The sequence below is a fragment of the Sphingobium sp. PAMC28499 genome (assembly GCF_004795815.1).
In the GTDB taxonomy this organism is placed as follows: Bacteria; Pseudomonadota; Alphaproteobacteria; order Sphingomonadales; family Sphingomonadaceae; genus Sphingobium; species Sphingobium yanoikuyae.
Genome location: NZ_CP039248.1, coordinates 1455983 through 1482709, shown reverse-complemented (window position 1 = coordinate 1482709; position 26727 = coordinate 1455983). Strand labels below are relative to the sequence as shown.

Sequence of the window (26727 nt, the reverse complement as noted above, 5' to 3'; positions counted from 1 at the left end):
TCCTTGATCGATCGCCACCCAAGCTAGAGCCTGATCGCGCGCGCGCAATGGGCAAAGAAAAAGGGCGGACCAAATGGTCCGCCCTCTTCACATTTCCGGCATGATGCCAGAGGCTTAATATACGCGCGCCTTCGGCTTGATATACTCGGCCTCGTCGGTCATCGTGTAGTCGTGGACCGGACGATAATCGAGCGTCACCTTGCCGCTCGACCCACCCCAGCCTTCAAACCAGCTGATGGTGTGCTTCATCCAGTTTTCGTCGTCGCGGTTCGGGAAATCCTCATGCGCATGGGCGCCGCGCGATTCCTTGCGGGCCTCGGCGCCTTCCATCGTGCAGATGGCCTGGCTCATGAGATTGTCCAGTTCCAGCGTCTCGATCAGGTCGGTGTTCCAGATCAGCGAACGGTCGGCGATCTTGACGTCCTGCAGGCGCTTGTTGACCGCCTGCATCTTGACGACGCCGTCGGCAAGCAATTCGCTGTCGCGGAACACGGCGGCATGCTTCTGCATGGTGCGCTGCATGTCCATGCGGATGTCCGCCGTCGAGGTGGTGCCGTTGGCGTTGCGATAGTGATCGAGGCGCGACAGCGCCAGATCGGCCGCATTGGCCGGCAGCGGCTTGTGCGGGGTGTTGGGCTTGAGATTGTCCTTGAGGAACAGGCCGGTTGCGCGGCCGAACACGACAAGGTCGATCAGCGAGTTGGAGCCGAGGCGGTTCGCGCCATGGACCGACACGCAGGCCGCTTCGCCGACCGCGAACAGGCCCGGCACCACGACTTCCGGATCGTCGCCGACCTTCGTCACCACCTGGCCATGATAGTTACAGGGGATGCCGCCCATATTATAATGGACCGTCGGGGTCACGGGCAGCGGCTGGCGGGTCAGGTCGACACCGGCAAAGATCTTGCCGCTTTCGGTGATGCCCGGCAGGCGCTCGGCCAGAACCTTGGGGTCGATATGGTCGAGGTGCAGGAAGATATGATCCTTGTGCTCGCCGACGCCACGGCCCTCGCGCATTTCCATCGCCATCGAGCGCGACACGACGTCACGCGACGCCAGATCCTTCGCCGACGGGGCATAGCGTTCCATGAAACGCTCGCCTTCGGAATTGGTGAGGTAGCCGCCTTCGCCGCGCGCGCCTTCGGTGATCAGCACGCCCGCGCCGTAGATGCCGGTCGGATGGAACTGGACGAACTCCAGATCCTGCAGCGGCAGGCCGGCGCGCAGCACCATGCCGCCGCCGTCGCCGGTGCAGCTATGGGCCGAGGTGGCCGAGAAATAGGCGCGGCCATAGCCACCGGTCGCCAGCACGACGGCATGGCTGCGGAAGCGGTGGATGCTGCCATCTTCCATGCAGATGGCGATGACGCCGCGGCATTCCTTGCCGTTCGGGCCATCTTCCATGATCAGGTCGATGGCGAAATATTCGATGTAGAAGTCGGCGTCATACTTCAGGCTCTGCTGATAGAGCGCGTGCAGCATGGCGTGGCCGGTACGGTCGGCGGCGGCGCAGGTGCGCTGCACCGGCGGGCCGGCGCCCATATTCTGCATGTGGCCGCCGAACGGACGCTGATAGATGGTGCCGTCCTGGTTACGGCTGAACGGCACGCCGGCATGTTCCAGCTCGATCACGGCCGCCGGTGCTTCACGCACCATATATTCGATCGCGTCCTGGTCACCCAGCCAGTCCGACCCCTTGACGGTGTCGTACATGTGCCAGGTCCAGTGGTCGGGGCTGTTGTTGCCGAGCGAAGCGGCGATGCCGCCCTGCGCCGCCACGGTGTGGCTGCGGGTCGGGAACAGCTTGGTGATGCAGGCGGTCTTGAGACCCGCTTCGGCGCTGCCCATGGTGGCGCGCAGGCCCGAGCCGCCGGCACCCACGACGACGGTGTCGTAGGTATGGTCGATGATCTTGTAGGCTTCGCTCATTACTTGACGACCCCGATGAAGGCGATCTTGGCGATCGCGAAGACGCCCGCGGCAGCGCCGGCATAGGCATAGAAGTTCAGCAGCAGCATCGAGAAGAAGGCCAGGCCCTTGTCGTGGACATAGTCCTCCAGCATGACCTGCATGCCCAGACGCAGATGCATGAAGATGCTGACGACCATCAGCATCAGCGGCACGGCGACCAGCGGATTGTGGATCCAGTTGACCACGCTCTCATAATCGAGGCCGGGCAGCGCGATCAGGCTGAAGAGCAGCCACAGCACCAGCAGCAGATTGCCGATGGCGGTGTAGCGCTGTGCCAGCCAGTGGTGCGCGCCATGCTTGGCCGAGCCAAGACCGCGGACGCGGCCGATTCCGGTTCCGGTACCCATCAGAATTTCCCCAGGCAGATCGCGGCCCAGAAGGCGGCGGTGGCGATGGTGGACAGCACGAAGGTCAGGATCGACCAGGTCTTGCTGGTCTTGAGATCATAGCCCGCACCCATGTCGAGCACGAAGTGACGCAGACCCGAGAAGAGGTGCTGGAAGAAGAACCAGGACAGGCCCGCCATGACCAGATAGCCGATCGGCGAGGTCGCGCAGGTGACGAAGGTGGCATAGGCTTCCGGGCCGGTCGCGGCGGCCATCAGCCACCAGATGAGGCCAAGAGCACCAGCGGTGGCCAGGCCATTGCCCGTCACGCGGTGAATGATGGAGACGGCCATTGCCGGCCCCCATTTCCAGATCGTCAAATGCGGCGAGAGCGGCCGGCTTGTGGTTCGCGCCATGTCTACCCAGGTCCCTGCTATGTCCTTTGAGTCCGCTCCCCTTAGGAGCGAAGACGCCGAAGGGCAAGCCGCGCGGACCATGTCGATGCGCGCGCCCAAATAAGAAGTGATTAACCAAATGGCGCTATCACCGCCTGGTTCGTCCTGACACCTATTTGGGGTTCTGCAATCCATGACTTCCGCCACCACGCCCAGGAACGCCATCGCCCAGATGCTGGCCGAAGTGGACCCCCGCGGTGATCTGGCCCGTGGCATGGCCGAAATCGAGCAGCTGGTTGCCGACGATGCGGTTGTCGCGGCGCGCACCTTCTTCTCTACCTACATGGACAGTTCGGGCCTGCGAAACCGGTTGCAGCCCACGACGCTGGCGAAGATCGAGACCGCCGCGCATGAATATGTCCGCCAGAAGCTGCGCCATTACAGCGCCGGCGACTGGGCGCTGTCCTCCACCGCCTGCGTCCGCCACGCCCGCAAGCACGGCATTTCGGTGCGCGGCGTGCTGCTGCCCGTCGCCGCGGCCAACGAGAAACTGACCGATATCATCTGGGAACGCGCAGCCGACGACGCCACCCGGCGCCGGCTGGTCGACATCATGGCGCAGGTCGGCATGGTCGATGCCGGGCTGATGGCCAATGTGATCGCGATCGACGATGCCGAAAGCCAGCGCAATGCGCGCCAGCAGTTCGGCGTCCTGTTCGAACAGCGCATCATGGGCGAGATCGACGGCGCGTCGCAGCTGGGCGAATCGCTGCGCGAACAGGCCAAGGATGCCTCCGCCGCGACCCGCGGCATGCTGGGCAAGGCGTCGGAAGTCGCCGCCGCCGCCGAACAATCCGCCCTTGCGATGCGCGAGGCCGCCCGCACCTCGGCCGGCCTGATCCGCGCGATCGAGGACGCGCGCACCGAAGTGGAAAGCGCCGCCGAAGTGGCACAGCGCGCCGCGTCGCAATCGGGCGACGCCGTTTCCATGTCGGCCACCCTGTCGGACCATGCCAAGTCGATCGAATCGATCCTGGGCCTGATCCGCGACATTGCCGGCCAGACCAACCTGCTGGCGCTCAACGCCACGATCGAGGCCGCCCGTGCCGGTGACGCCGGTCGCGGCTTTGCCGTGGTGGCGCAGGAAGTGAAGAGCCTGGCCAACCAGACCGCCCGCGCCACCGACGAAATTGCCGGCAAGATCGCCGCCATCCAGGCATCGACCCGCCAGTCGGTGGAAACCAACGAGCGCATCCGCGACACCGTCGGCGAAGTGCAGGCCAGTGCCCAGCGCATTCGCCACGCCATGGACGCCCAGGCCCAGACCGTGACGATGATCACCGCCGCCGTCGACGAGACCGCGCTTGCCGCCGACTCGATGTCGACCACCATTTCGGCGATCCGCCAGGACACCGAAGTGGTCGCATCGGAAATCGACCAGCTGGAACGTGGCTTCATGAGCGTCGAGGGAAAGCTGTCCAGCCTGCGGCATGCCTCCAGCGACTTCGGCCGCCAGGTCGCCTGACCCTTTTCCTGCCGCTGCCGCTGGTCTAAAGGCGGCGGCATGAATGATGTCGCTGCGCCAGCCGCCCAGAGCTGGAAAGTCACCCTGCCCTGCACCCGCGCCGAAGCGGAGGCGCTGGACGGGGACATCGCCGCCTTCGCCCTGATGGAGCATCCGCCGGTGCTGATGACCAGCGAGGCGGAGCCGGACGACGAGAATAAGTGGCAGCTCGACGCCTATTTCGAGGGCAAGCCGAGCCCGGCGGCGATCAAGCTGCTCAAGACCCTGGTGCCCAGCGCATCGGGCATCAAGCCGCAGGTCGAGGCGCTGCCCGACGAGGATTGGGTAACGATGAGCCAGCAGGGGCTGGAACCCGTCACCGCCGGCCGATTCCATGTGCGCAATGTCGCCAGCGATCCCGAACAGCCCGGCCATGTCAATTTCCTGATCGAGGCGAGTCGCGCCTTTGGCACCGGCCAGCATGAGACCACCGCCGGCTGCCTGGCGATGATCGACCGGATGCGCAGCGTCGGCATGCGCTTCCGCAATGTCGCCGATATCGGCACCGGCACCGGCCTGCTCGCCTTTGCCGCGATGACATTATGGCCGCGCGCCCATGCGATTGCTTCCGACATTGATCCGGTGGCGGTCGACATCAGCCGGGAAAATGCCGTGGCGAACGGCATTGCCCTGGGCGGGGGTGCCGGCCAGTTGGCGCTCTGCACCGCCGCCGGCGTGGACCATCCCGCGCTGGTCGGCCGCGCGCCCTATGATTTGCTGATCGCCAATATCCTGGCCGGGCCGCTGATCGAACTGGCGCCATCGCTCTGCGCTTTGGTGGAGGATGGCGGCACGATCGTGCTCGCCGGCCTGCTCAACGAACAGGCCGATGCGGTGATCGCCGCCTATCGCGCGCAGGGCATGCGCCTCGCCGAACGCAGCGATCGCGGCCATTGGCCGACTTTGCGCCTGCGCAAGCGCCCGCAGATCGGCTGGAAGCGGCCCCGCCGCATCAATGCCGCCGCACGTGGCGAAGCCCCCGGCTTCGGCAGCATCTGACTTTTCGACTTATCCACAGGAGACGCTTTCATGGTCCTCACCCGTCAGACGATCATCCATGACGGTCCGGGCGGCGCGTTTGAAAGCGTCGCCGTGGTCGACGATGCCGCCGCCGGCCCGGTGCCGGGCATCCTGCTGGTTCCCAATGTCCTGGGCACCAAGGAAGCCGACTTCCTCTATGCGGAGAAGGTCGCGGCGCTGGGCTATGCGGTGCTGGTCGCCGACGTCTTTGGCCAGGGCAAGCGCACCACCCGCGAGGATCCCGATGCCGGGCGCTACATGAACGAACTCAATGCCGACCGCGCGCTGCTGCGCGACCGGATGCTGGGCGCCCACGCGCTGCTCAAGGATATGCCGGCGGTCGACGCCGCGCGCACGGCCGCGATCGGCTTCTGCTTCGGCGGCAAATGCGTGCTCGACCTGGCCCGCGCGGGCGCCGACATTGCCGGCGGCGTCAGCTTTCACGGGGTCTATGAGGCACCGCCCTTCCCCAACGCCACGATCACCGCGAAGCTGCTGGTCTGCCATGGCTGGGAAGACCCGATCGCGCCGCCCGAGGCGACCGTCGGCCTGGCGAAGGAACTGACCGAGGCGTGCTGCGACTGGCAGATTCATGCCTATGGCCATACCGGCCACGCCTTCACCGACGAAAGCGTCCATATGCCCGAAAAGGGGCTGGCCTATAGCGCCGACGCCGACCGGCGCAGCTTCCGCGCGATGGTGAATTTCCTGGAGGAACTGTTCGGCTAAACCGCCAGCAGCTTTTCCACCGCTGCCGCGATCGCGAACAGGCGCTGGTCCTGCCCGGCCCGCGCCATCAGCATCAGGCCGACCGGCAGGCCGCCCTCGCGCGGCAGCGGCAGGGAAATGGCGCACAGGTCGAAGCTGTTGCCGAGACCAGTGTTGCGCAGCAGCAGCCGGTTGCGGGCGACGAAGGCGTCGGCATTCGCCACCTCGGCCTTGGTCGGGGCGACGATCGGCGTGGTCGGCAGCACCAATATGTCCAGTCCGGTCAGGCGCGCGTCCATCGATCGCACCAGCGCGGCGCGCTCCACCAGCATCTGCCGGTGGCGTTCGGGCGTCACGTCATGGCCCGCCTGCATCCGTGCCAGCACGATCGGATCGAAATCCTGCGCGCGGGTCGCGATTCGATCGCGATGGATGGCATAGGCCTCGACCGAGGCGATCGGCACCGGCGACTGGAGCGCCTGCATCGCGTCGAATTGCGGGAAGACTTCGTCGCTGAGCGTCATGCCCGCCTGGCCCAAGCGCGCGAGCGCATCGGCGAAACGCGCCGCGACGGTCGCGTCCAGATCGGCCAGCGGCAAGCCCTGCGGAATGCCGGCGCGCAGCCCCTTGAGCGGCGCGATATCGAGCGGCCGTGCTGCTTCTCCCGCCAGTATCGCATCGGTGCGGAAACAGGCGTCGACGCCGGTCGCGATCGGTCCGATCGAATCGAGCGTGGGCGAGAGCGGAAAGGCGCCATCGGTCGGCACCCGCGCCTTGGTCGGCTTGTAGCCGACCACACCGCACAGCGCGGCGGGGATGCGGCAGGAGCCGCCGGTATCGGTGCCGATGGCGATCTCGCACATCTGATCGGCCACCGCGACGCCGCCGCCGCTGGTCGATCCGCCGGGCACGCGGGTCCGGTCGGCCGGATTGCCCGGCGTGCCATAATGGGGATTGGCGCCGACGCCGGAAAAGGCGAATTCGACCATGTTGGTCTTGCCGACGATCACCGCGCCGGCCTGCTTCAGCCGAGCAACGACCGGCGCATCGGCGGTGGCGGGCGGCGCGTCGGCCAGGATCAGCGAACCGGCGCGGGTCGGCTCGCCCGCGACATCGAACAGATCCTTGATGCTGACGATCGCGCCGTCGATCGGCGAGAGCGGCGAACCGGCGCGGGCATCGGCCGCGTCCGCCGCCGCCCGCGCGCTGTCCACATAGAGGGTGAGGTAGGTGCGTCTGCCCTCTCCCGCCGGGTCGGCAATGCGCGCAAGCGCGGCTTCCAGACGCTCGCGCGACGGGCGGGATTTGGCGATGGCCGGCGCGCCGACGGTGCCGAGCACCATGGCGCCACCGGCGCCGTGCAGGATCGTCCGTCGCGTCACGCCGCCATGCTCCATCTATTGCCCCCCGATCAGCCCGGTCAGATATCCTCGACCATCTCCGCCAGCACCGCCAGGCAATCCTTGCCGAGCTGCGCCGAACGGGCCGGCGACCAACCGAAATCGGCGTCGGGCAGATCGTCATTATCCTTGAACGGCATTTCCAGCGTCATCGCGACCGCGCCGAAGCGTTCGGCCAGTTGGTTGGTCGACATGGCGAGGTTGGCCTTGCCGCCGCCCGCCACCGGATAGCCGAGGCGCGTCTGGAAATCGGGCGTCCGGGCCGCCAGCGTGTCGCGATAGCGATGATAGAGCGAGAGTTGCCGGTCGGTGATCGAGGGAATGCCCTCGAAGCCGGCCAGGAACACCGCCGGGATCGCCTCGTCGCCATGCACGTCCATGGCGAAATCGACGCCGGTCTCGTCCATCGCGGCGCGGACCAGATAGACTTCCGGGCTCTTGTCCATCGACGGCTCATGCCATTCGCGGTTGAGATTGATGCCTGCCGCATTGGTGCGCAGATGACCGCGCCGGCTGCCGTCCGGATTCATGTTGGGGACGATGTGGAAGGTCGCCTTCTGGCGCAGATAGCGCGCCACCGCATCCTCGTCGTCGGTCAGCCGCTCCAGCGCGCCTTCCATCCACCATTCGGCCATGCTCTCGCCGGGATGCTGGCGGGCATAGAGCCAGACATTCTTGGGGCCTTCGCCGACGCTCAGCATGTCGAGCGGCTGGCCGTCCAGCGTCAAGCCCAGTTCGCGATGCTCGACGCCCGGCTGGCAGGCGGCCCAGGCGACCAGATCATGATGGCGCTCCATCGAATAGGGCGCGAAATAGGCGAGCCAGACGGCATTGCTGTCGGGCGAGAGGCGGATCGTCAGCGTGCCGTCTGCATAGTCGGTATCGGCCTGAAGCCAATTCTCGCGATCCTCGCTCATCCGCGCCTTGTAGCCCGGCCAGCCGTCGGGATAGGCCGAGCCCGCGCAGTTCACGATCGCCAGTTCCACCTCCCGTCCGGCGGCGCCCGCCAGACGGAAATGGAACCATTGATAGAAGTCGCTGTCCTTGTCCTTGACGATTTCCAGCTCGGCGCGGACGCCTTCTGGACTGTCGGTGATGGAAAGAACGCGGATGTTGCCGCTGTCGAAGGCGCTCGAAATGGAGATGGTCATTTGACCGTTATAGTGCGCCCGGATTCGCCCGGATAGCCCCCGAGGAGGGCGGCAGCGAGCTTTTGCGCGACGGCGCGCGGCTGCGACTCGGGCGTGCCTTCACGCGATTCGGTCGAGGCGCGGCCTTCCCAGATGGCGGCCTGATCGCTGCGACGGCGAATCTGGATCTGCAATTCGGTGGAGACGATATCCTTGGGCTTGCCCGACAGGTTGATGCCGACGCCCAGACCGAGGCCGGAATAGCCGCCACTGCCCAGCGCCCCGCCAACGCCGACGCTGACCGGCTTGTCATTGCGCGCGGTGCCGGTCGGGCGGAAGCTGCGGCGGAAGCCTACCAGCGCGACATAGTCGCTGCCTGCATCGCCCGCATTGGTGAAGCCGACGCGCTGCAGCTCCTGGCTCACCGCCCCGGCATAGGTGCGGAATTCGAGGCCAACGTCCGGATTGCCGGGGATTTCCTGCACCGCGATCGATCCGGTCTGTGCCGGGCTGCCATTGTGGAATCGCGTCACCTCCACCGACGGCACCGTCGCGCAGGCGGCGAGCGACAGGGCAAGGCAGGAGGAAAGGATGATCTGTTTCAACATGCGATTGCACTCCAACGGGACTATGTCCAACACGCCGCCGACATAGCATTCCCTTCCAACGGGTGAAGCCATGACTTGGCTGCATGCAGGATGAACGGTGGCAAAAGGCGGTGGCCTGCGCTTGACTTTCGGCCGCCTCCCCCATAGGGGCTGCGCTTCGATTTTTCCAATCAGACATGATTCCAGAAGGCTGACAATGAAGATCCGCAACTCGCTCAAGTCGCTCAAGGGCCGCCACCGGGACAACCGCGTGATCCGTCGTCGTGGCCGGACCTACGTCATCAACAAGACCAACCGTCGCTTCAAGGCCCGCCAGGGCTAAAAGCGCGGACGGATCGGCTCGCCGATCCTCCGGACCTTCATAAGGTCTTATTGAGCGCCCGATCCCATGGATCGGGCGCTCAACGTGTTGGCGCGACATTTTTCACGCGAATCGATTCGCGGCCATGAAAAAAGCGCGACCGCCCGATGGGGCGGCCGCGCCGAATCGATCATGCCAAAGCCGTCAGGCGGGCAGGCTGGGCGTTTCGTCGCGCCCCTTCAGCTCGTCGCCGCGCACGGTCGCCACGTGCAGCACATTGGTCGAACCGGGCGTCCCGAAGGGCACGCCGGCCAGCACCACGATCTTGCCGCCCTTGGCGCTCATGTCGTGGCGCAGCGCCATGCGACGCGCCTTGCCGATCATTTCCTCGAAATTGCCGATATCCTTGGTGCGGATCGCATGAACGCCCCAGGTCAGGCCCAGCTTGCGCGCGGTATCGGATCGCGGCGTCAGCGCCAGGATCGGCGCGGACGGCCGCTCACGCGCCACGCGGCGCACGGTGCTGCCCGACGAGGTGAAGCAGGTGATGACGCTGGCGCCGACGACCGGCACGATGCCCGCGGCAGCCTCCGCCAATGCGTCGGCAGTGGTCGGGTCGGGCCGGGTTTCGGTGAAGTGCAGACGGGCGAAATAGCCCGGATCGCGCTCCACGCTATGGGCGATGCTGTCCATCATCGACACCGCCTCAACCGGCCAGTCGCCCGCCGCCGTTTCGGCAGACAACATGATCGCATCGGCACCGTCATAGACCGCGGTCGCCACGTCCGACACTTCGGCGCGGGTCGGGGTCGGCGCCTTGATCATTGATTCGAGCATCTGGGTCGCAACCACAACCGGACGGCCCATGCGGCGCGCGGTGGCGACGATCTGCTTCTGCAGCGGCGGCACCGCCTGCGGCGGCAATTCCACGCCCAGATCGCCACGCGCGACCATCACGCCGTCGGCCATCTCGATAATCTCCTCCAGCCGCTGCACGGCCGAGGGCTTCTCGATCTTGGCCATCAGCGCGCCATGGCCACCCATCAGCTTGCGCGCCTCGGCCAGATCCTCGGGCCGCTGGACGAAGCTCAGGGCGATCCAGTCGCAGCCCTGATCGACCGCGAAGCTGAGGTCACGGCGATCCTTGTCGGTCAGCGCCGGCACCGGCACGACCACGTCAGGCACATTCACGCCCTTGCGGTTCGACAGCGTCCCGCCGATTTCGACGATGGTGTCGATTCGCGTGTCCGTGACCGCCTTCACCCGCAGCACCAGCTTGCCGTCATCCAGCAGCAGCCGGGTCTCGGGGACCAGCGCGGCATAGATTTCGGGGTGCGGCAGGTTCACGCGCTCGACGGTGCCCGGCGTGTCGTCCCGATCGAGGACGAAGGCCGCGCCGGTTTCCAGCACCACCAGCCCCTTCTCGAACGTGCCCACGCGCAGCTTGGGGCCCTGAAGGTCGGCCAGGATCGTGGTCGGCCGGGAAAATTCCTTTTCCAGCTCGCGGATCGTGGCGATGCGGGCGGCATGATCCTCATGCGCGCCATGGCTCATATTGACTCGAAAGGCGTCGGCACCCGCGACAAACAATGCGCGGATCATCTCTGCGCTCTCGCTGGCGGGACCGAGGGTCGCGAGAATGCGAACCTTGCGCGAGCGGGGCGATAGTCGTGTCATGTCTTCTCCTGGCCGTATTGATCGCCTCTGGCTTGCCAGGGCGTCGTTATCGATTATCCGTGCTGCACGACAGGATGATGTAGATTAAGCGAAAGGTTCCGCCTGTGTCCGCTACCATACTCAGTGACGCCGTCGCTGCAACCGCCTTCCGTCGGCTGATCGCGCATTTGCAGCATCGGACCGACGTGCAGAATATCGACCTGATGGGCACGGCCGGCTTCTGCCGCAACTGCCTGGCCGACTGGATTGCCGAGGCGGACGGCGATCTGAACCGCGACGAAGCCCGCGAGATCATCCACGGCATGCCCTTTGCCGAATGGAAGGCCCGCCATCAGGGCGAGGCGACGCCGCAGCAGATCGCGAAGATGCAGGAGAGCGTGGCGAAGAACGCGGACAACCATTAAGCGTTCGGCAGATCCTGCCGGACCGGCGCGGCGCGCGAAACGCAGTCCGAATTTCCCGAATGGAGCCTGATTCACGGTATCGGCGGACGCGCAAAGCGCTTCCACCTCGCCCGATCAGGCTCTAGGAGCGTCCACCAACCGATTCACACTGACACGGAGATTCCCATGAGCGAGGGCAATATCGCAGCCGACCAGCTGCGCCTTCTGATCGAGCGCATCGAGCGCCTGGAAGAAGAAAAGAAGGGCATCGGCGACGACATCAAGGACGTCTATCTGGAAGCCAAGGCGACCGGTTACGACCCCAAGATCATGCGCCAGATCATCCGCCTGCGTAAGATGCAACCGCATGACCGCCAGGAAATGGAAGCGATCCTGCAGACCTATCTGTCCGCGCTGGGCATGGAATAAGGCGGTCCACGCCTTATTCCCGACCGGTGCAAGCCACCGGACCTTGCCGAGGGGTGCTGTCGACCTACATCTGGTCCAGCCCCCTCGCGCCAGGGGCGCCACCAAAATGAGAAGACGCCCCTATGACCGACATCATCGTCAGCACCACCAGCCGCCTCGAAGGCCGTCCCGCCCAGGATTATCTGGGCATCGTCACCGGCGAAGTGATTGTCGGCGCCAACCTCTTCCGCGACCTGTTCGCCAGTGTGCGCGACATCGTCGGCGGCCGATCGGGCGCCTATGAGGATGTGCTGTAACGCGCCCGCAGCGAAGCGATCGAGGAGATGCAGGGCAATGCCCGCAAGCTCGGCGCCAATGCCGTGGTCGGCGTCGACCTCGACTATGAGGTGATCGGCGCCAATGGCTCCATGCTGATGGTCGCCGCCTCGGGAACCGCGATCCGCTACTGATCGCCGCGCCTCCGCCATCCTCTAGCGTTGCAGGATGGCGACGCGCTCGCTAGAGAGCGCGCTTCGGTTTCACAGAAAATGTCAGGAGAAGGCCGTGGCCGGCCATTCCAAATTCAAGAACATCATGCATCGCAAGGGTGCGCAGGACAAGAAGCGCTCGTCGATGTTCTCCAAGCTGTCGCGCGAAATCACCGTCGCGGCCAAGATGGGCATGCCCGATCCGGACATGAACCCGCGCCTGCGCCTGGCGGTCAACGCCGCCAAGGCCCAGTCGATGCCCAAGGACAATATCCAGCGCGCGATCGACAAGGCGATCGGCGGCGACATGGAGAATTACGAGGAAATCCGCTATGAGGGCTATGGCCCCGGCGGCGTCGCCATCATCGTCGAGGCACTGACCGACAATCGCAACCGCACCGCGACCAATGTCCGCACCGCCTTTGCCAAGAATGGCGGCAATCTGGGCGCATCGGGCGCGGTGAGCCATGGCTTCGACCGCCTGGGCCTCATCACCTATCCCGCCAGCGCCGGCGATGCCGACGCCGTCTTCGAAGCCGCGCTGGAAGCGGGTGCGGACGATGTCTCGTCGAACGAAGACGAGCATGAGATCTGGACCGCGATGGACGCGCTGCACGAAGTCGCCAAGGCGCTGGAAGCCAAGCTGGGTCCGGCAGAGGGCGCCAAGCTCGCCTGGAAGCCGCAGACCACGCTGGAAGTCGACGAAGCCAATGCCGCAACGCTGCTGAAGCTGGTCGACACGCTGGAAGATGATGACGACGTCCAGACCGTCTGGGGCAATTATGAAGTCTCCGACGCGGTGATGGAGAAGCTGGGCTAAGATGCCCGGCACCCGTTCGCTTCGGGCGAGATCGCGCAGCGCCGATGCGCGCCGGTCTTGCCCGACGCGGACGATCCTGCACCCATGATCATACTTGGCCTCGACCCCGGCCTCGGCACCACCGGCTGGGGCCTGATTGCCGCCGACGGCAATCGCCTGACCCATGTCGGCAACGGCCAGATCAAGACCGACAGCGCGATGTCGCTGGCGACGCGGCTGATGGCCCTCGACCTGGCGCTGACCGACCTGATCCTCGAACATCGGCCCGATGGCGCCGCGGTCGAGGAGGTGTTCGTCAACGTCAATCCGCAATCGACGCTGAAGCTGGGTCAGGCGCGCGGCGTCATCCTGCTGAATGCCGCGCGTTCGGGCATGGAAGTGGGCGAATATGCCGCCCGGCTGGTCAAGAAATCGGTCGTCGGCGTCGGCAACGCGTCGAAGGACCAGGTCCATGCCATGGTCCAGCGGCTGCTGCCCGGCGCCAAGATCGTCGGCTCCGACGCGGCCGATGCCCTTGCGGTGGCGATCACCCATGCCCATCATCTGGCGAGCGCCCGGCGGATGCCCGCGCGCTGACCTGCCATCGGAGACCATCGCGACCATGACCGACCTGCCCCACGCCCGCTATATCATCGTCCCGCATGACGGCGCGTGGAAGATTAACCTCAACAACAGCTATTATGGCCCGTTCGCGACGCAGCAGGCGGCCATCGACAGCGCCACCGAAACGGCGAAGAAGGCGGCGGCAGGCGGCTATCCCGCATCGGTCCTGCTGATGAACGGCACCGCGTTCGACACAGCCTGGACCAGCATCGAAAACGACGACACCTGATTTTTACATATTTTCGGGAACTCTTCGTCCCTTTCCGCATTTATCGACACCAGCATAAGCGGGCGCAGGGATGAGCAAGAAGATTCTGATCGTCGAGGACGAGATTTTCGTCGCGTTGGAAATCGAACAGATTGTGCAGGATGCCGGCTTCGATGTCGGCGGCATCGCGGCCGACCGCGAGGCGGCGATGGCCGCCGCCGAATCCTGCGACATCGCCCTGGTCGACCTCAACCTGCGTGATGGCCCCACCGGCCCTGCCATCGGCATGGAACTGGCCAGCCGCTTCGGCATCAAGGTCATCTATGTGACCGCCAATCCGGCGCAGATCGGCACGGCGTCCGTTGCGGCACTCGGCGTCGTCACCAAGCCCTTCCGCGCACAGAGCATTGCCCAGACCGTGCGCCTGGCCGCCACCGAAGTAGCCGACCTCGCCACGGCGGAGATTGCCGGCTTTACGCCCTTCCCGCCGCAGCGCGGTGCATCGAGCGTCGCGGTATCCGCAGGCTGAGCCGAAGTCCTTCGGGACACCATTGCCGTTCGAGCTGACCACCCAGCTGACGCTCGACGCTAAGCGCGATCAGGCGACTGCCAAAGCCTTCGCTGGCGATCGGCGCCACACTCGGTCCGCCCTCCTCACGCCAGTCGAGCCGGATATCCTCATCCTGCATCACCACATGCAGCGCGATAAAGCCATCGGGCGTCGATAGCGCGCCATATTTGGCGGCATTGGTCGCCAGTTCATGAAACAGCAGCGCCAGCGGCGTCGCCGAGCGATCATCGATCGGCGGATTGTCGCCCGACAATTGCAGTCGTTCCCGGCCGCCATAGGGCGCAAAAATCTCCTCCAGCACGCCATGAAGCGATGCCTGTTCCTCCGCCATGCTGACGCCACCGCCATGGGTGCGGACGAAATCATGCGCCCGCCCCAGCGCCAGGATGCGATCGCGCAGGTCGTCCGCCCCTTCCTGCATGCCCGGACGCTCGCGCGCCGACAGGCCGATGAGACCGGCGATGACGGAAAAGATATTCTTGATCCGGTGCGAGAGTTCATGCGCGATCATCTCGCGCTCTTCGAGCATCAGCTTCTGTTCGTGAATCTCGGTGCAGGTGCCGATCCAGCGGATGATCTGCCCCTGCGCATCGCGGATCGGCAGGGCGCGCCCCAGCGTCCAGCGATAGAGGCCGTCGCGGTGCCGCAGCCGATATTCGATTTCATAGGGATCGCCGCTCGCCAGCGAATGGCGCCATTTCTCCCAGGCCTTGGGCTGGTCATCGACATGGAACATGCCGTTCCAGGCATCGCCATCGGTCGATCCGGCCGGCACGCCGGTATATTCATACCAGCGCGCATTATAATAATCATGATAGCCGTCCGGCAGCGTCGACCAGACCATTTGCGGCATGGTGTCGGCCAGGGTGCGGAACATGCGATCGCTGTCCGCCACCGCTGCCGCGTCGAGCCGCTGCTGGGCGATCACGTCGCGATCGCGGCGGCGCCCTTCCAGTTCCACCATCACCTGCCGCGCCAGCAGCGACAGCCCCTGGCGCTGCAGCGGGGTCAGGTCATCGCGCGGCACCGTATCGATGACGCAGAGCGCACCCAGCGGCTCGCCATCGCCGCCGACCAGCGGCGCCCCGGCATAGAAGCGGATATGCGGCGCACCGGTGACCAGCGCATTGTCGATGAAACGCGCATCCTGCGTCGCGTCGGGCACGACGAAGATATTGTCGCCCAGCATGGCAAGGGCGCAGAAGGAGACGTCACGCGGCGTCTCCTCCGCATCCAGCCCGACTCGCGCCAGAAAACGCTGCCTTACATCCTCGACAATGCTGACGAGCGCGATCGGCGCCCCGCATAGTTGCGCGGCGAAGCTGGTGATGTCGTCAAGGGTACGGAAACCGCCGGCGTCGAGATCATAAAGCGCCAGCAGCGCCGCCCGATCCGTTGCCAGGCCGCGTCCGTCAGCCATCGCTGACCCGCTCGATGTCGGCGCCGACGGCCGAGAGCTTTTCCTCCAGCCGCTCATAACCGCGATCGAGATGATAGACGCGGCTGACGATGGTCTCGCCTTCGGCGGCAAGGCCGGCCAGGATCAGGCTCATCGATGCACGCAGATCGGTCGCCATCACCGGCGCACCGACCAGCTTGTCGACGCCGCGCACCACGGCGGTGCGGCCGTTGACGCTGATATCGGCACCCATGCGCGCCAGTTCGGGCACATGCATGTAGCGATTCTCGAAGATCGTCTCGGTCAGGACCGACGCGCCCTCCGCCTTGGTCAGCATCGCCATGAACTGCGCCTGCATGTCGGTCGGGAAGGCCGGGAAAGGCGCGGTCGACAGGGTCAGCGGCTTGAGCTTGCCGTCGGACGAAACGCGGATGCCGTCGCGATGCTCGTCGACCTGCACGCCCGCGTCGCGCAGCGCGGCCAGGATGGCGTGCATGTCGTCGGCATTGGCGCCGATCAGGTCGAGCGAACCGCCGGTGATCGCCGCAGCGCAGGCATAGCTGCCCGCCTCGATCCGGTCGGGCATGACACTGTAGGTCGCGCCGTGGAGACGATCGCGGCCATGGATCACCAGCTTGTCGGTGCCCACGCCCTCGATATCGGCGCCCATCGCGATCAGCAGCTTGCAAAGATCGACGATCTCGGGCTCGCGCGCGGCATTTTCGAGGATGCAGGTGCCCTTGGCGAGCGAGGCCGCCATCAGCGCATTTTCGGTCGCACCGACCGACACCACCGGGAAGGTATAGATGCCGCCGGGCAGGCCGCCATCGGGCAGGCTGGCGCGGACATAGCCGGCCGCGATCTCGATGATCGCGCCGAATGCTTCCAGTGCCTTGAGGTGCAGGTCGATCGGACGGTTGCCGATCGCGCAGCCGCCGGGCAGCGACACCCGTGCCTCGCCGGCGCGGGCGAGCAGCGGGCCGAGCACCAGGATCGACGCGCGCATCTTGCGCACGATGTCATAGGGCGCCTCGGTCGAGGTCACGCGACCGGCGCGCATCGTCATGACGCGGCCGAAATCCTCCGGACGGGCGCCCTCGATCATGGTCGACACGCCAAGCTGGTTGAGCAGATGGCCGAAGCTGTCGACGTCGGCCAGGCGCGGCAGATTGCGCAGCGCGACGGGCTCGTCGGTCAGCAACGCGCAGGGCAGCAGCGTCAGGGCAGCGTTCTTAGCGCCGGAGATGGGAAGGCGGCCGTTGAGTTGCTTGCCGCCGCGAATGTGAATGCGGTCCATTGGCTAGGTTTCATAGCGTCTATTGCGCGCCGTGCAAGGCGCGCGCGCGGTCGTTCGGCGTGAAAAACGGGCAGGGACGGGCGCGACGGAAGACTATTTTCGCGGATCGCCGCAACCTTGATCGAGTTTAGTGCACCTTGCCGAAATGCAGCCAAAAGGAGGTTGGGGCGTTCTGCCATCGTAACAACAATTTCAAGAAGAAGGTGTATTGGTGGCGACGAGCTGTTTCGCGGAAAGACTGGCCAAGACGGTTCCCCTGTCCGACGCAGAAAAAGCAGCATTGGCTCGGCTGGAAGAAAATCCCCGCAAGATCAAGCGCGGGGCCATGATCCAGCGCGTCAACGAGACGATCACTGAGTTGTTCGTGCTGCGCGAAGGTCGGGTCATGAGCTATGTCATCCTGCCTGATGGCAGCCGCCAGATATTGCGCGTCTACTTCCCCGGCGATTTCATCGGTTCGGCCAGCACCATCTACAGCAAGGCACCGGAATCCTTGGTCGCCCTGTCGGACGCCATCGTCTGCCCGTTCGACAAGCATGCGCTACGCCGGCTGCTGGAGGAATATCCGCGCGTCGCTGCCCTGCTGTTCCTGCTGTCCAATGCGGAGCGGGTGGCGATGACCGACCGGCTTGCCTCGCTGGGCCGCACATCGGCCAGGGCGCGGGTCGCCTCCTTCCTGCTCGACATGTTCGATCGGCTGCGCGTGACGGACGACAGTATCACCGACAGTTTCGACCTGAAGCTGACGCAGGAGGAGATTGGCGACGCGATCGGCCTGACATCCGTCCATGTGAACCGGATGATCCGGCAGATGGAGCAGGAAAAGCTGATCAGCCGCGCCAATGGCCGGATCACGCTGGTCGACATGGCCCGGCTGGAAGAGATCGGCCATTATACCAATCGGCACAAGCATATGGACCTGGACTGGCTGCCCGCGATGAGCTGACGCGCCGCGCGTCAGGCCAGCAGTTCGACATCCCAATAGAGCCAGTCGTGCCAGCTTTCGTGGAGATAGCCGGGCGGGAAGGCGCGGCCATGCTCCTGCAACTGCCAACTGGTCGGCCGGATCGGCTGGACATGCAACTGCATGCCCGCTTCGCGCGGGGTGCGCCCGCCCTTCTTGAGATTGCAGGGCGAACAGGCGGTAGCGACATTTTCCCAGGTGGTGCGGCCACCCGCGCGGCGCGGCACGACATGGTCGAAGGTCAGATCATGCGTCGTGCCGCAATATTGGCAGCTGAAACGATCGCGCAGGAACAGGTTGAACCGGGTGAAGGCCGGATGCTCCGAGGGCCGCACATATTGCTTGAGCGCGATGACCGAGGGGATGCGCATCTGCAGGCTGGGGCTGTGGACTTCCCGCTCATAGGAAGAGACGATATCCACCCGCTCCAGAAAAATCGCCTTGATGGCGGTCTGCCAGGGCCACAGGCTCAGGGGATAATAGCTGAGCGGGGTATAGTCCGCATTCAAAACCAGCGCCGGGCAGTTTTCCGGATGCCGTATCAGGTCGGGATGGTACATAGTCGCCTCTACCCCCTTGCCGACGCCGCTGATCGACCAACAACGTGACAAGAGCATGACAGCATTAACGAATATCCGCCGTCAAGAGCCTGTATGACTCAATCCACCGCACCACAGCATCTTGTGAGTCGTTTCGCGCCAAGCCCCACCGGTCGATTGCATGTCGGCCATGGCTGGTCGGCGCTGATGGCGATGGACCTGGCACGGGCCATGGGGGGCGTCTTTCGCCTGCGGATCGAGGATATCGACGGCACGCGCAGCCGACCCGAACATGTCGACGGGATTGTCGAGGATCTGCGCTGGCTGGGCGTGGCATGGGATGGTCCGATCATCTTCCAGTCGCAGCGCCTGGCCGACTATGACGCGGCGCTCGACCGACTGCGCGCGATGGACCTGCTCTACCCCTGCTTCTGCACGCGCGCCGATATCCAGGCGAGCCTGACCGCGCCGCATGGCCCGGAAGGCCCGGTCTATCCCGGCACCTGTCGCGCCCTGCCGAACGCCCAGCGCGCGCAACGTATCGCGGCGGGCATGCCCCACGCCTGGCGGATCGACATGCAGGCGGCGGTCGCACGGGCGGGGCCGCTCTGCTGGACCGCCCTGCCCTATCCCATCGATTCCCATGCGGCGCCGTCCGAGATTGCCGCCGATCCGGCGGCGGCGGGCGATGTCGTGCTGGCGCGCAAGGATGCGCCGGCCAGCTATCATCTGTCCTGCACGCTGGACGATGCGGCGATGGGCGTCACCCATGTGCTGCGCGGCAATGACCTGCGCGCCGCGACCGACATCCATCGCCTGCTGCAGGCGCTGCTCGACCTGCCAAGCCCCGCCTATATCCACCACCCGCTGCTGCTGGGCGCTGATGGCAAGAGGCTGGCGAAGCGGGACGGGGCGATCGCGCTGGCAGAACTGCGTGGCGCCGGCATGGACCCGCAGCGCCTGGCCGATGATCTGCGCGCCGGGCGCTTTCCGGTTGGCATCACCGCCGGAGCGGCCTAGCATCCCCCCATGACCACCGTGCTCGTCATTGCCCTGATCCTTGCCATGGCTGCGACCCTGTTCGCGCTTGTCCGCGGCATCATCGCCTTCCTCCAGGCGACGAAGGAGGAACTGAACCTGCCGGAGGGGGCGCCGCGCCCGTCCAGCCTGAAGCAGAACCGGATGATGATGAACCGCATCCTGTTCCAGGCCGGCGCCGTCATCATCATCGCCCTGTTGCTGATGATGAAGGGCAATGGCTAAGGCCTGATGGTCAAGCTCAACAAGATCTACACCCGCACCGGGGACGCGGGCACCACCGGCCTGGTCGATGGATCGCGCCTGCCCAAACATGCGCCGCGCATGCAGGCGGTGGGCGACGTGGACGAGGCGAACAGTGCGATCGGCCTGGCCATCCTGGCGATCGGCGACAGGCCCGAGGGGGCCTGGCTGACCATCATCCAGAACGATTTGTTCGATCTGGGCGCGGACCTCGCCACGCCGATCCCGGATGGCGCGGACGAACCCTGGGCGCTGCGCATCATTGCCGGGCAGGTCGCGCGACTGGAACAGCAGATCGACGACATGAACGCCGATCTGGCTCCACTCGACAGCTTCATCCTGCCGGGCGGCAGTCCGGCCGCAGCCGCGGTCCACCTCGCCCGTGCGATCACCCGCCGGGCCGAGCGCAGCGCGACGGCCGCCGCCGCCGATGTCGCGCTCAATCCGCAGGCGCTGGCCTATCTCAACCGCCTGTCCGACCTGCTGTTCGTGCTCGCCCGCCGGCTGAACGACAATGGCGCGCGCGACGTTAAATGGGTGCCGGGCGCGTCAAGACAGGTCTGATTTCAACGGCCTGGCTACCATCGGCCACGCTTTGCCTTGCACCGCAACATTAACCCTATTCATTCAGAGCGCGTTTAGCCAATTCTCCAAATTTGCGGGTTATTCGCAATTAGTGAGAGGGCCAAGATGCAATTCTATCTGGCAACATCCTTCATCTTTCCGCGCAGCCTGCGCCTGCGCCTGTTCGCACTCTGTTTCGTTGCGACCCATCTGCCGCTGATCGGCTATATCAGCTGGGGCATGGCCACCGGCCGGATCGCACTGGCCGAGTTCCTGCTGCTGCTTGGCGCCACATTGGTCGGCACGATCATGGCACTGATGGGGATCGGCGCGCTGCTGAGCCCGATCCATGCGCTGGCCGATACGTTGCGCCCCGACAGTCCGGAGGCACCGGTCCTGCCCGAAGTCGGCGACGTCATCCGCACCCTCTATGCCGGCGTTCACCGCGCCGCCACATCGACCCGCGCGCAGATGGACGAATTGCAGGTGGCGGCGCATGAAGATCCGCTGACCGGCATCGCCAACCGGCGCGGCCTGCTGGAGCAGATCGACGAGCTGCCGGTCGAAAAGCGCCAGGGCTGCATCGCGATCATCGACATCGATCATTTCAAGCAGGTCAATGACCGGCTGGGCCATGACGAGGGCGACCGGGTGCTGCGTGATTTCGCCACCCGCCTGTCGGCCCAGATCCGGCGCATCGACATGGTCGCGCGCTGGGGCGGCGAGGAATTCGCCGTCTTCTTCCAGCATTGCATCGAGGATGAAGCGAGCTGGTCGCTGGCTCGCCTGGCCGAACAGATTCGCGAGCATCCGCTGGGCGATGTCGATGGCCGACCGATCACCTTTTCCGCCGGCATCTGTCGCTGGAAGGGCGAGGAGATGGACGAGGTGCTGCGCCTTGCCGACCAGGCGCTGTACGAAGCCAAGGCCAATGGCCGCAACCAGCTGCGCCGTGCCCGGCCGGAGCGCACCGCCGCCTGATTCTGCGCCGCAGCGGGCCGGCAAGGAACCGACCTGCCCGGTCATGCGCTTACCCCTTGCGAGAGCGGTGCAACCGTATCGAAAGGGGCGTGCATGGCCAAAATCTGGATCCAGCCCGGACAGGACGCGCTGGCGGAACGCTATCGCGCCGTCCGCGCCCTGACGCAGGCGCTGGCAGCGCCCCTGTCCGACGCGGATGCCACGGTGCAGTCGATGCCCGACGCATCGCCCGCCAAATGGCATCTGGCCCATGTCAGCTGGTTCTTCGAAACCTTCGTCCTGCGCGATCATGTCGAGGGCTATCGCCCCTTCGACGACCGCTTCGCCTATCTGTTCAACAGCTATTATGAGGCGGAAGGCCCCCGCCATGCCCGGCCGATGCGGGGCATGCTGACCCGGCCGAGCCTGAACGAGGTGCGCGCCTATCGCGCCCATGTCGATGCAGCGCTGCTGGCCGCCATGCCACATCTGCCGGAGGCCGCCTGCACGCTGGTGACGCTGGGGCTGCAGCATGAGCAGCAGCATCAGGAATTGCTGCTGACGGACCTGCAGCATCTTTTTTCGCTCAATCCCATCGCGCCCGCCCTGTTCGATGCACCCAGGGCGATGCCCGCGCCGGTGCCCGGACCGCTGCACTGGATCGAGGGGCGCGAGGGGCTGGTCGAGATCGGCGACGACGGCAAGGCCGGTTTCGCCTTCGATTGCGAGGGGCCGCGCCACAAGGTCTTCCTGCGCCCCCATGCCCTGGCCCACCGGCCGATCACCAATGGCGAATGGATCAGCTTCATCGAGGATGGCGGCTATCGTGATCCGGCGCTGTGGCTGTCGGATGGCTGGGCCTGGGTCCAGGCGGAAGGGATAGAGGCGCCGCTCTACTGGCAGCGCAGCGAGAAGGGCTGGACCCGTTTCGGCCTGGACGGACGCCAGCCGGTCAATCCCGCCGCCCCGGCCTGCCATATCAGCCTGTATGAGGCAGATGCCTATGCCAGTTGGGCGGGCGCGCGCCTGCCGACCGAGGCGGAGTGGGAAAGCGCGGCGCTCAACATCGCGCCGACCAGTGGCGAGCAACTGGACGGCGCCGCCTGCCCCCGCCCCCGCGCCGCCGAAGACGGCACCAGCCTGACCCAGATGTTCGGCGATGTATGGGAATGGACCGGCAGCGCCTATCGCCCCTATCCCGGCTTTCGCACCGCCCCCGGCGCGGTCGGCGAATATAATGGCAAGTTCATGTCCGGGCAGTTCGTGCTGAAGGGCGGCAGCTGCGCCACCCCGCGCGGCCATGTCCGCGCCAGCTACCGCAATTTCTTTCACCCCCATCAACGCTGGCAGTTCACGGGACTGCGGCTGGCCAAGGATCTGTAAGCCCCATGCTGCTGACACATGACATGCCCGCCGCCCGCACCATCGACCCGGCATTCCGCCGCGACATATTGGCCGGCCTTGCCCGATCGCCCAAGGCAACCCCGCCCATCTGGTTCTATGACCGGCGCGGATCGGAATTGTTCGAGGATATTACCGACCTGCCCGAATATTATCCGACCCGCACCGAAACCGCGCTGCTGGCCGGCCATGGCAATGATTTCGCCGCCGCCATCGGTGCCGGCCGGGCGGTGGTGGAATTCGGCGCCGGCAGCGCGCGCAAGACGCCGCACCTGCTGCGCGCGATCAATCCCGCCGCCTATGTGCCGATCGACATCAGCGGCGATTTCCTGCGCACCAGCAGCGCCGAACTGGCCAGCGCCTTTCCCGGCCTGCCGGTGCTGCCGCTGGTCGGCGACTTCACCGGCACATTGGCCCTGCCCGATGCGATCGACGGCCTGCCGCGGCTCGGCTTCTTCCCCGGTTCCACCATCGGCAACAGCGAGCCGGACACCGCCGTCGACCTGCTGCGCGCGATGCGCCGGCTGCTGGGCGACGCGGCGATGCTGCTGATCGGGATGGACCGGATCAAGGATCGCGACCGGCTGATCGCCGCCTATGACGATGAAGCCGGTGTCACCGCCGCCTTCAACCGCAACCTGCTGGTGCGGATCAACCGCGAGCTGGAGGGTGACCTGCCGGTCGAGGCCTTTGCCCATCGCGCCATCTGGAATGACGAGAAGGCGCGGATCGAGATGCACCTGGAAGCGACCGAACCGCTGCATTTCCATGTCGCGGGCCAATGTTTTCACATGAAGGCCGGCGAGACGATCCACACCGAGAGCAGCCATAAATATGGCGCGCGCGACGAACGGCTGCTGCTGCGCGCGGGCGGGTGGGAACCCACGGCCGAATGGATGGACCCGGACGGCCTGTTCGCGCTGGTGCTGGCGAAGGCGGGATAGAATCTGCCGGGGCATTTCACGCGACAGTCGAAGTTCACAGTGTCGTGGGGCTGATTCCGGCCAAATGCGCCGGCCATGCGCCTGCCCCGCGCCGGTGAAGCGACAGTGGCGCGACAATCGGGTCAGGGCGACGCGCCTTCGACGCGACACGGACGCGACAGCGAGGCGACAGTGAAGCGACACTGGGCGGCTGGAGCGCAACGGTGCGGGGTGGGAATGGAGCGCGGCTTCCATTGCCGATTGTAGATCAGAGAAAGGCTGAGTAGGAAAGCGAGGGTGAAACTCTTGCCGCGGCCCGGCAACTGGCATCGAAACCGAAGATGCGATATGATAAAATCATATCGGAATGGAGGCAAGCATGGCCGCGAAAGCAATCACCGTGACGCTGGGCGAAATGACATCCCATGCCGAGCGCCATCTGGCGTCCGGCCGCTATGCATCCATGAGTGAAGTCATGCGCGCCGGTCTGCGCGCGCTGGATCGCGAAGAGGCTGTGCTGGACGAACTGGTGCGCGTCCGCGTGGCAGAAGCGCTCGCCGATCCTCGCCCCCCGATGCCGCTCGACAAGGCATTTGCGCAGGTCAGGGCCGCGATCGAGAAGGCATGAGCCATGATGTCCAATTGTCGGCATTGGCGATCGAGGATCTGGTTGCGATCCACCATTGGGTTCGCGCGGAGGCCGACCTCGCCACGGCCGATCGCTATCTGGCCCGGATCGAGGAGCGCGTTGCCGCACTGTCCGACTTCCCCGATCGCGGATCTCCGCGCGATGATCTGATCACGGGCCTGAGGACGTTGACCTTCGAGCGCCGGCTATTGATCGCCTATCATGTGGACGGAGAGATGGTCACCGTCCAGCGCGTCATCCATGCGGTGCGCGATCTGGGACCGATGCTTCAGACACCCTGAAGCCGGCGCCAATCCGCTTATTCCGTCGCGAGCAGCAGGTTGCGCAGGTCGTGCAGGCTGGGCAGGACGGCGCTGGCCGCCAGGACCAGTTCCTCGGTCGGCGGCAGGAGGTCGGGAACCATCACCGTCGCCATGCCCGCCGCCACGCCGGCGCGGACGCCGGCATGGCTGTCCTCCACCGCGACGCAATGGGCCGGATCGACGCCCAGCCGCTCGGCCGCCAGCAGATAGGGCTGCGGGTCGGGCTTGGGGCGGTCGACGTCATTACGGGTGACGACGGTCTGGAAATAAGGAAGCAGCCCGGCCTTCTCCAGCCGCTGCTGGGCATAGGGGGCCATGGTCGAGGTCGCGATCGCCATCGGAATGCCGGCCCTAGCCAGATGATCCAATATGACCTCCGCGCCCGGCCGCAGCGGAATGCCCGCCTCCAGCGCGGCGACGAACAGCGCGTCGCTGTCGGCATAGAATTGATCGACCGGAAAGTCCGGCCCCATGCGGTCGGCCAGCATCCGCAGATTCTCGTCGCGATGGATACCGACCATCGACAGCAGCATCTCGTCCGACATCGGCCAGCCCATCGCCGCGCCGGTGCGGGCGAAGGCATCGCGATGCGCGGCCTCCGTATCCAGCAGCGTGCCGTCCATGTCGAAGATGACGGCGCGGATCGGGTTGGGCAGCGCGGCGGCGGCTTGCGGCGGCGCGTCGGAAAGGGATGCGGTGCTTGCCATGCCCCTCATATGGTGTGTGCGCTGCAATATTTCCATTGCAAAGCGCGGCATCGGGGCTGCAATTTTCCTATTGCAGCTGCGTCCTATTCGACCACCTGCGCGGTCCAGACGGGGATCCAGCGCCAGGCGCCACGGCATTCCCCCATGCTGGTCGCTTCGGTCAGGCGGAAGCGGCTGCCATCCCAGACATAGGTCTGACTGGTGCCGCAATCGCCGATGCCGCGCCCCTTGGCGAAGCTTTGCAACAGCGACTTTTCGGGCGCCCAGCCGGCATTGACCAGGGTGGGATGGCCGATCTCCTCTGTGCCCCAGCCGGGTGCATAGTCGAACGGCGCGAAGCGGAAGCTGCGGCGGCCCGGAATGCCGCTGGCGATCACCGGCACGGTGGTGAAATTATAGGCGCCAGAGCCGCAGGGAACCAGGATCAGCGTGTCATTCTTTGACAGGCGATGCAGTTCGGACTGGCCATTGGCCATCTCGTCGGTGCAGCCGGTGAACTTGCCGAGCGCGGTCCGCTCCTCGCGCCACAGCGCGGCCGGGGCATCGCCCGCCGCGATGATCGCGCGATGGATCGCCGGCGTCGGCGGCGCGACGCGCACGGCGAGCGGACCGAGCGGCCCGGTCGCGACCAGCGCGGTGGTGGTGCCAGCCCGGCTCTGGCGCGCATCCATGTAGCGGATCGCCGCGCCCGCCCCCGCGAGCGAGGGACGACCGAGCGACCGGTTGCCGGTGCGCACTTCCATCGTGCTGCCGCGCGCCATTGCGATCGCCAGTGCCGACGCCTGCGGCCCGCGCAAGGTGGCATCGCCATCGCGCGCGGTCACCGTCGCGACCTTGCGGCCGTCGACCAGGAAGCTGACGTCGGAAGAACCCTTGGCATCGCGGCTGACCCAGACTTCGGCCGCGGCATCGGGACCGGCCGAACGGGCGACGCCGACCATCACCGGATTGTCGGGCCAGTCGCCACCGGGCAGCAGCGACACCGCCTCGCACCGGTTGCGATTGTCGCAACCGATGGTCCAGTCCTTGTAGGTTTCAAGCGTGCCAGGCTTGGGCGCGGGCGCGTTGGTCTGCGCCGTTGCCATGCCAATGGTGCCGATGGCCGTTAAGACGACCGCGAAAAATCTAAGTTCCCCCATCGGTTAACCATAACCGATTTG

31 protein-coding genes and 1 pseudogene are annotated in these 26727 nt (G+C 65.7%); 20 read left to right on the top strand and 12 right to left on the bottom strand.

Annotation, left to right across the window (positions count from 1 at the left end; all coding sequences use genetic code 11):
* Positions 1 to 114: 114 nt before the first annotated feature.
* Genes sdhA through sdhC form a run of 3 tightly spaced genes read right to left on the bottom strand, consistent with a single transcriptional unit; the run spans position 115 to position 2713 of the window.
* Positions 115 to 1929 (bottom strand): succinate dehydrogenase flavoprotein subunit, encoded by a 1815-nt coding sequence (gene sdhA / locus E5554_RS07175; RefSeq protein ID WP_004210194.1) that lies wholly within the window; start codon positions 1927 to 1929, stop codon positions 115 to 117.
* Positions 1929 to 2318: a succinate dehydrogenase, hydrophobic membrane anchor protein gene (gene sdhD, locus E5554_RS07170; RefSeq protein ID WP_004210192.1), complete on the bottom strand. Its 390-nt coding sequence runs from the start codon at positions 2316 to 2318 to the stop codon at positions 1929 to 1931. Before sdhD ends, sdhA begins: the two co-directional genes overlap by 1 nt.
* Positions 2318 to 2713 carry a succinate dehydrogenase, cytochrome b556 subunit gene (gene sdhC, locus E5554_RS07165; protein ID WP_037490915.1) on the bottom strand — a complete coding sequence of 132 codons (396 nt, stop codon included), beginning with the start codon at positions 2711 to 2713 and terminating at the stop codon, positions 2318 to 2320. The genes sdhD and sdhC overlap by 1 nt, the downstream gene beginning before the upstream one ends.
* A 172-nt stretch (positions 2714 to 2885) precedes the next feature.
* Between sdhC and E5554_RS07160 the strand changes: the two genes are divergently transcribed.
* From E5554_RS07160 to E5554_RS07150, 3 genes are read left to right on the top strand one after another with little or no spacing between them, the layout of a single operon-like run.
* Positions 2886 to 4217, top strand: coding sequence for a methyl-accepting chemotaxis protein (locus E5554_RS07160; RefSeq protein ID WP_017499331.1), 1332 nt, complete (start codon positions 2886 to 2888; stop codon positions 4215 to 4217).
* 39 nt (positions 4218 to 4256) lie between these two features.
* A complete protein-coding gene (locus E5554_RS07155; RefSeq protein ID WP_004210185.1) occupies positions 4257 to 5255 on the top strand; it encodes a 50S ribosomal protein L11 methyltransferase in 999 nt (332 codons plus the stop codon).
* 30 nt (positions 5256 to 5285) lie between these two features.
* Complete coding sequence (locus E5554_RS07150) at positions 5286 to 6005, top strand: dienelactone hydrolase family protein (protein WP_136186369.1); 720 nt, start codon at positions 5286 to 5288, stop codon at positions 6003 to 6005.
* On the opposite strand, the gene E5554_RS07145 is transcribed toward E5554_RS07150, so the two are convergent.
* From E5554_RS07145 to E5554_RS07135, 3 genes are read right to left on the bottom strand one after another with little or no spacing between them, the layout of a single operon-like run.
* Positions 6002 to 7366, bottom strand: coding sequence for an amidase (locus tag E5554_RS07145; RefSeq protein WP_247594403.1), 1365 nt, complete (start codon positions 7364 to 7366; stop codon positions 6002 to 6004). The genes E5554_RS07150 and E5554_RS07145 overlap by 4 nt on opposite strands.
* A gap of 38 nt (positions 7367 to 7404) precedes the next feature.
* Positions 7405 to 8535: a M14-type cytosolic carboxypeptidase gene (locus E5554_RS07140; protein ID WP_136186367.1), complete on the bottom strand. Its 1131-nt coding sequence runs from the start codon at positions 8533 to 8535 to the stop codon at positions 7405 to 7407.
* Positions 8532 to 9122, bottom strand: a complete 591-nt coding sequence (locus E5554_RS07135) for a DUF4136 domain-containing protein (RefSeq protein ID WP_004210178.1) — start codon at positions 9120 to 9122, stop codon at positions 8532 to 8534. Before E5554_RS07135 ends, E5554_RS07140 begins: the two co-directional genes overlap by 4 nt.
* Before the next feature lie 196 nt (positions 9123 to 9318).
* Here E5554_RS07135 and ykgO point away from each other — a divergent pair, with 196 nt between their 5' ends.
* The gene (ykgO, locus tag E5554_RS07130) at positions 9319 to 9444 is read left to right on the top strand and encodes a type B 50S ribosomal protein L36 (RefSeq protein ID WP_004210176.1); all 126 of its coding nucleotides are present in this window, start codon (positions 9319 to 9321) and stop codon (positions 9442 to 9444) included.
* Between the two features lie 183 nt (positions 9445 to 9627).
* Here ykgO and pyk read toward each other — a convergent pair whose 3' ends face one another.
* The gene (gene pyk / locus E5554_RS07125) at positions 9628 to 11100 is read right to left on the bottom strand and encodes a pyruvate kinase (RefSeq protein ID WP_080726918.1); all 1473 of its coding nucleotides are present in this window, start codon (positions 11098 to 11100) and stop codon (positions 9628 to 9630) included.
* Positions 11101 to 11204: 104 nt separating this feature from the next.
* Between pyk and E5554_RS07120 the strand changes: the two genes are divergently transcribed.
* From E5554_RS07120 to E5554_RS07090, 7 genes and pseudogenes are all read left to right on the top strand, one after another.
* Positions 11205 to 11504 (top strand): DUF1244 domain-containing protein, encoded by a 300-nt coding sequence (locus E5554_RS07120; RefSeq protein WP_136186366.1) that lies wholly within the window; start codon positions 11205 to 11207, stop codon positions 11502 to 11504.
* 165 nt (positions 11505 to 11669) lie between these two features.
* Positions 11670 to 11912, top strand: a complete 243-nt coding sequence (locus E5554_RS07115; RefSeq protein WP_004210171.1) for a DUF2312 domain-containing protein — start codon at positions 11670 to 11672, stop codon at positions 11910 to 11912.
* Positions 11913 to 12034: 122 nt separating this feature from the next.
* Positions 12035 to 12361 (top strand): annotated as a pseudogene (locus E5554_RS07110) (heavy metal-binding domain-containing protein).
* A gap of 94 nt (positions 12362 to 12455) precedes the next feature.
* Positions 12456 to 13199 (top strand): YebC/PmpR family DNA-binding transcriptional regulator, encoded by a 744-nt coding sequence (locus E5554_RS07105; RefSeq protein WP_004210169.1) that lies wholly within the window; start codon positions 12456 to 12458, stop codon positions 13197 to 13199.
* 84 nt (positions 13200 to 13283) lie between these two features.
* Positions 13284 to 13775: a crossover junction endodeoxyribonuclease RuvC gene (gene ruvC / locus E5554_RS07100; RefSeq protein ID WP_004210168.1), complete on the top strand. Its 492-nt coding sequence runs from the start codon at positions 13284 to 13286 to the stop codon at positions 13773 to 13775.
* Between the two features lie 25 nt (positions 13776 to 13800).
* Positions 13801 to 14031, top strand: a complete 231-nt coding sequence (locus E5554_RS07095) for a DUF2188 domain-containing protein (protein ID WP_004210167.1) — start codon at positions 13801 to 13803, stop codon at positions 14029 to 14031.
* 70 nt (positions 14032 to 14101) lie between these two features.
* Positions 14102 to 14539: a response regulator gene (locus E5554_RS07090; protein WP_136186365.1), complete on the top strand. Its 438-nt coding sequence runs from the start codon at positions 14102 to 14104 to the stop codon at positions 14537 to 14539.
* On the opposite strand, the gene E5554_RS07085 is transcribed toward E5554_RS07090, so the two are convergent.
* On the bottom strand, positions 14484 to 16001 hold the full coding sequence (locus tag E5554_RS07085; protein ID WP_136186364.1) for a PAS domain-containing protein: 1518 nt from the start codon (positions 15999 to 16001) through the stop codon (positions 14484 to 14486). The two genes, E5554_RS07090 and E5554_RS07085, sit on opposite strands and share 56 nt — an antisense overlap.
* Positions 15994 to 17277 (bottom strand): UDP-N-acetylglucosamine 1-carboxyvinyltransferase, encoded by a 1284-nt coding sequence (gene murA / locus E5554_RS07080; protein ID WP_004210161.1) that lies wholly within the window; start codon positions 17275 to 17277, stop codon positions 15994 to 15996. The genes E5554_RS07085 and murA overlap by 8 nt, the downstream gene beginning before the upstream one ends.
* 208 nt (positions 17278 to 17485) lie before the next feature.
* On the opposite strand from murA, the gene E5554_RS07075 reads away from it, so the two are divergent.
* A complete protein-coding gene (locus E5554_RS07075) occupies positions 17486 to 18223 on the top strand; it encodes a Crp/Fnr family transcriptional regulator (RefSeq protein ID WP_004210159.1) in 738 nt (245 codons plus the stop codon).
* An 11-nt stretch (positions 18224 to 18234) separates the two neighbouring features.
* Here E5554_RS07075 and E5554_RS07070 read toward each other — a convergent pair whose 3' ends face one another.
* Positions 18235 to 18801 (bottom strand): HNH endonuclease, encoded by a 567-nt coding sequence (locus tag E5554_RS07070; protein WP_037506283.1) that lies wholly within the window; start codon positions 18799 to 18801, stop codon positions 18235 to 18237.
* Positions 18802 to 18894: 93 nt separating this feature from the next.
* On the opposite strand from E5554_RS07070, the gene gluQRS reads away from it, so the two are divergent.
* The 8 genes from gluQRS (at position 18895) to E5554_RS07030 (ending at position 24839) form a co-directional block, all read left to right on the top strand.
* A complete protein-coding gene (gene gluQRS, locus E5554_RS07065; protein ID WP_210729806.1) occupies positions 18895 to 19800 on the top strand; it encodes a tRNA glutamyl-Q(34) synthetase GluQRS in 906 nt (301 codons plus the stop codon).
* A gap of 9 nt (positions 19801 to 19809) precedes the next feature.
* The gene (locus tag E5554_RS07060) at positions 19810 to 20043 is read left to right on the top strand and encodes a twin transmembrane helix small protein (RefSeq protein WP_004210155.1); all 234 of its coding nucleotides are present in this window, start codon (positions 19810 to 19812) and stop codon (positions 20041 to 20043) included.
* Between the two features lie 6 nt (positions 20044 to 20049).
* Complete coding sequence (locus tag E5554_RS07055; protein WP_136186363.1) at positions 20050 to 20625, top strand: cob(I)yrinic acid a,c-diamide adenosyltransferase; 576 nt, start codon at positions 20050 to 20052, stop codon at positions 20623 to 20625.
* 126 nt (positions 20626 to 20751) lie between these two features.
* Entirely contained in the window at positions 20752 to 21606 is an 855-nt protein-coding gene (locus E5554_RS07050) for a GGDEF domain-containing protein (protein WP_136186362.1), read from the top strand.
* 93 nt (positions 21607 to 21699) lie between these two features.
* Positions 21700 to 22968 (top strand): ergothioneine biosynthesis protein EgtB, encoded by a 1269-nt coding sequence (gene egtB, locus E5554_RS07045; protein ID WP_125985709.1) that lies wholly within the window; start codon positions 21700 to 21702, stop codon positions 22966 to 22968.
* Between the two features lie 5 nt (positions 22969 to 22973).
* Positions 22974 to 23930 carry an L-histidine N(alpha)-methyltransferase gene (egtD, locus tag E5554_RS07040; RefSeq protein ID WP_136186361.1) on the top strand — a complete coding sequence of 319 codons (957 nt, stop codon included), beginning with the start codon at positions 22974 to 22976 and terminating at the stop codon, positions 23928 to 23930.
* A gap of 358 nt (positions 23931 to 24288) precedes the next feature.
* The gene (locus E5554_RS07035) at positions 24289 to 24537 is read left to right on the top strand and encodes a type II toxin-antitoxin system ParD family antitoxin (RefSeq protein WP_247594402.1); all 249 of its coding nucleotides are present in this window, start codon (positions 24289 to 24291) and stop codon (positions 24535 to 24537) included.
* Entirely contained in the window at positions 24534 to 24839 is a 306-nt protein-coding gene (locus E5554_RS07030; RefSeq protein WP_136186359.1) for a type II toxin-antitoxin system RelE/ParE family toxin, read from the top strand. Before E5554_RS07035 ends, E5554_RS07030 begins: the two co-directional genes overlap by 4 nt.
* A 17-nt stretch (positions 24840 to 24856) precedes the next feature.
* Here E5554_RS07030 and E5554_RS07025 read toward each other — a convergent pair whose 3' ends face one another.
* Both E5554_RS07025 and E5554_RS07020 read right to left on the bottom strand, forming a co-directional pair.
* On the bottom strand, positions 24857 to 25567 hold the full coding sequence (locus E5554_RS07025; RefSeq protein WP_168708687.1) for an HAD family phosphatase: 711 nt from the start codon (positions 25565 to 25567) through the stop codon (positions 24857 to 24859).
* An 83-nt stretch (positions 25568 to 25650) separates the two neighbouring features.
* Entirely contained in the window at positions 25651 to 26706 is a 1056-nt protein-coding gene (locus E5554_RS07020; protein ID WP_136186357.1) for a DUF1176 domain-containing protein, read from the bottom strand.
* Positions 26707 to 26727: the final 21 nt, after the last annotated feature.

Bases quoted from the DNA above. Each gene is read 5' to 3' on its own strand.
- sdhA (WP_004210194.1), bottom strand. From the start codon at position 1,929: ATGAGCGAAGCCTACAAGATCATCGACCATACCTACGACACCGTCGTC.
- sdhD (WP_004210192.1), bottom strand. From the start codon at position 2,318: ATGGGTACCGGAACCGGAATCGGCCGCGTCCGCGGTCTTGGCTCGGCC.
- sdhC (WP_037490915.1), bottom strand. From the start codon at position 2,713: ATGGCGCGAACCACAAGCCGGCCGCTCTCGCCGCATTTGACGATCTGG.
- E5554_RS07160 (WP_017499331.1), top strand. From the start codon at position 2,886: ATGACTTCCGCCACCACGCCCAGGAACGCCATCGCCCAGATGCTGGCC.
- E5554_RS07155 (WP_004210185.1), top strand. From the start codon at position 4,257: ATGAATGATGTCGCTGCGCCAGCCGCCCAGAGCTGGAAAGTCACCCTG.
- E5554_RS07150 (WP_136186369.1), top strand. From the start codon at position 5,286: ATGGTCCTCACCCGTCAGACGATCATCCATGACGGTCCGGGCGGCGCG.
- E5554_RS07140 (WP_136186367.1), bottom strand. From the start codon at position 8,535: ATGACCATCTCCATTTCGAGCGCCTTCGACAGCGGCAACATCCGCGTT.
- E5554_RS07135 (WP_004210178.1), bottom strand. From the start codon at position 9,122: ATGTTGAAACAGATCATCCTTTCCTCCTGCCTTGCCCTGTCGCTCGCC.
- ykgO (WP_004210176.1), top strand. From the start codon at position 9,319: ATGAAGATCCGCAACTCGCTCAAGTCGCTCAAGGGCCGCCACCGGGAC.
- pyk (WP_080726918.1), bottom strand. From the start codon at position 11,100: ATGACACGACTATCGCCCCGCTCGCGCAAGGTTCGCATTCTCGCGACC.
- E5554_RS07115 (WP_004210171.1), top strand. From the start codon at position 11,670: ATGAGCGAGGGCAATATCGCAGCCGACCAGCTGCGCCTTCTGATCGAG.
- ruvC (WP_004210168.1), top strand. From the start codon at position 13,284: ATGATCATACTTGGCCTCGACCCCGGCCTCGGCACCACCGGCTGGGGC.
- E5554_RS07095 (WP_004210167.1), top strand. From the start codon at position 13,801: ATGACCGACCTGCCCCACGCCCGCTATATCATCGTCCCGCATGACGGC.
- E5554_RS07090 (WP_136186365.1), top strand. From the start codon at position 14,102: ATGAGCAAGAAGATTCTGATCGTCGAGGACGAGATTTTCGTCGCGTTG.
- E5554_RS07085 (WP_136186364.1), bottom strand. From the start codon at position 16,001: ATGGCTGACGGACGCGGCCTGGCAACGGATCGGGCGGCGCTGCTGGCG.
- murA (WP_004210161.1), bottom strand. From the start codon at position 17,277: ATGGACCGCATTCACATTCGCGGCGGCAAGCAACTCAACGGCCGCCTT.
- E5554_RS07070 (WP_037506283.1), bottom strand. From the start codon at position 18,801: ATGTACCATCCCGACCTGATACGGCATCCGGAAAACTGCCCGGCGCTG.
- gluQRS (WP_210729806.1), top strand. From the start codon at position 18,895: ATGACTCAATCCACCGCACCACAGCATCTTGTGAGTCGTTTCGCGCCA.
- E5554_RS07060 (WP_004210155.1), top strand. From the start codon at position 19,810: ATGACCACCGTGCTCGTCATTGCCCTGATCCTTGCCATGGCTGCGACC.
- E5554_RS07055 (WP_136186363.1), top strand. From the start codon at position 20,050: ATGGTCAAGCTCAACAAGATCTACACCCGCACCGGGGACGCGGGCACC.
- E5554_RS07050 (WP_136186362.1), top strand. From the start codon at position 20,752: ATGCAATTCTATCTGGCAACATCCTTCATCTTTCCGCGCAGCCTGCGC.
- egtB (WP_125985709.1), top strand. From the start codon at position 21,700: ATGGCCAAAATCTGGATCCAGCCCGGACAGGACGCGCTGGCGGAACGC.
- egtD (WP_136186361.1), top strand. From the start codon at position 22,974: ATGCTGCTGACACATGACATGCCCGCCGCCCGCACCATCGACCCGGCA.
- E5554_RS07035 (WP_247594402.1), top strand. From the start codon at position 24,289: ATGGCCGCGAAAGCAATCACCGTGACGCTGGGCGAAATGACATCCCAT.
- E5554_RS07030 (WP_136186359.1), top strand. From the start codon at position 24,534: ATGAGCCATGATGTCCAATTGTCGGCATTGGCGATCGAGGATCTGGTT.
- E5554_RS07025 (WP_168708687.1), bottom strand. From the start codon at position 25,567: ATGGCAAGCACCGCATCCCTTTCCGACGCGCCGCCGCAAGCCGCCGCC.
- E5554_RS07020 (WP_136186357.1), bottom strand. From the start codon at position 26,706: ATGGGGGAACTTAGATTTTTCGCGGTCGTCTTAACGGCCATCGGCACC.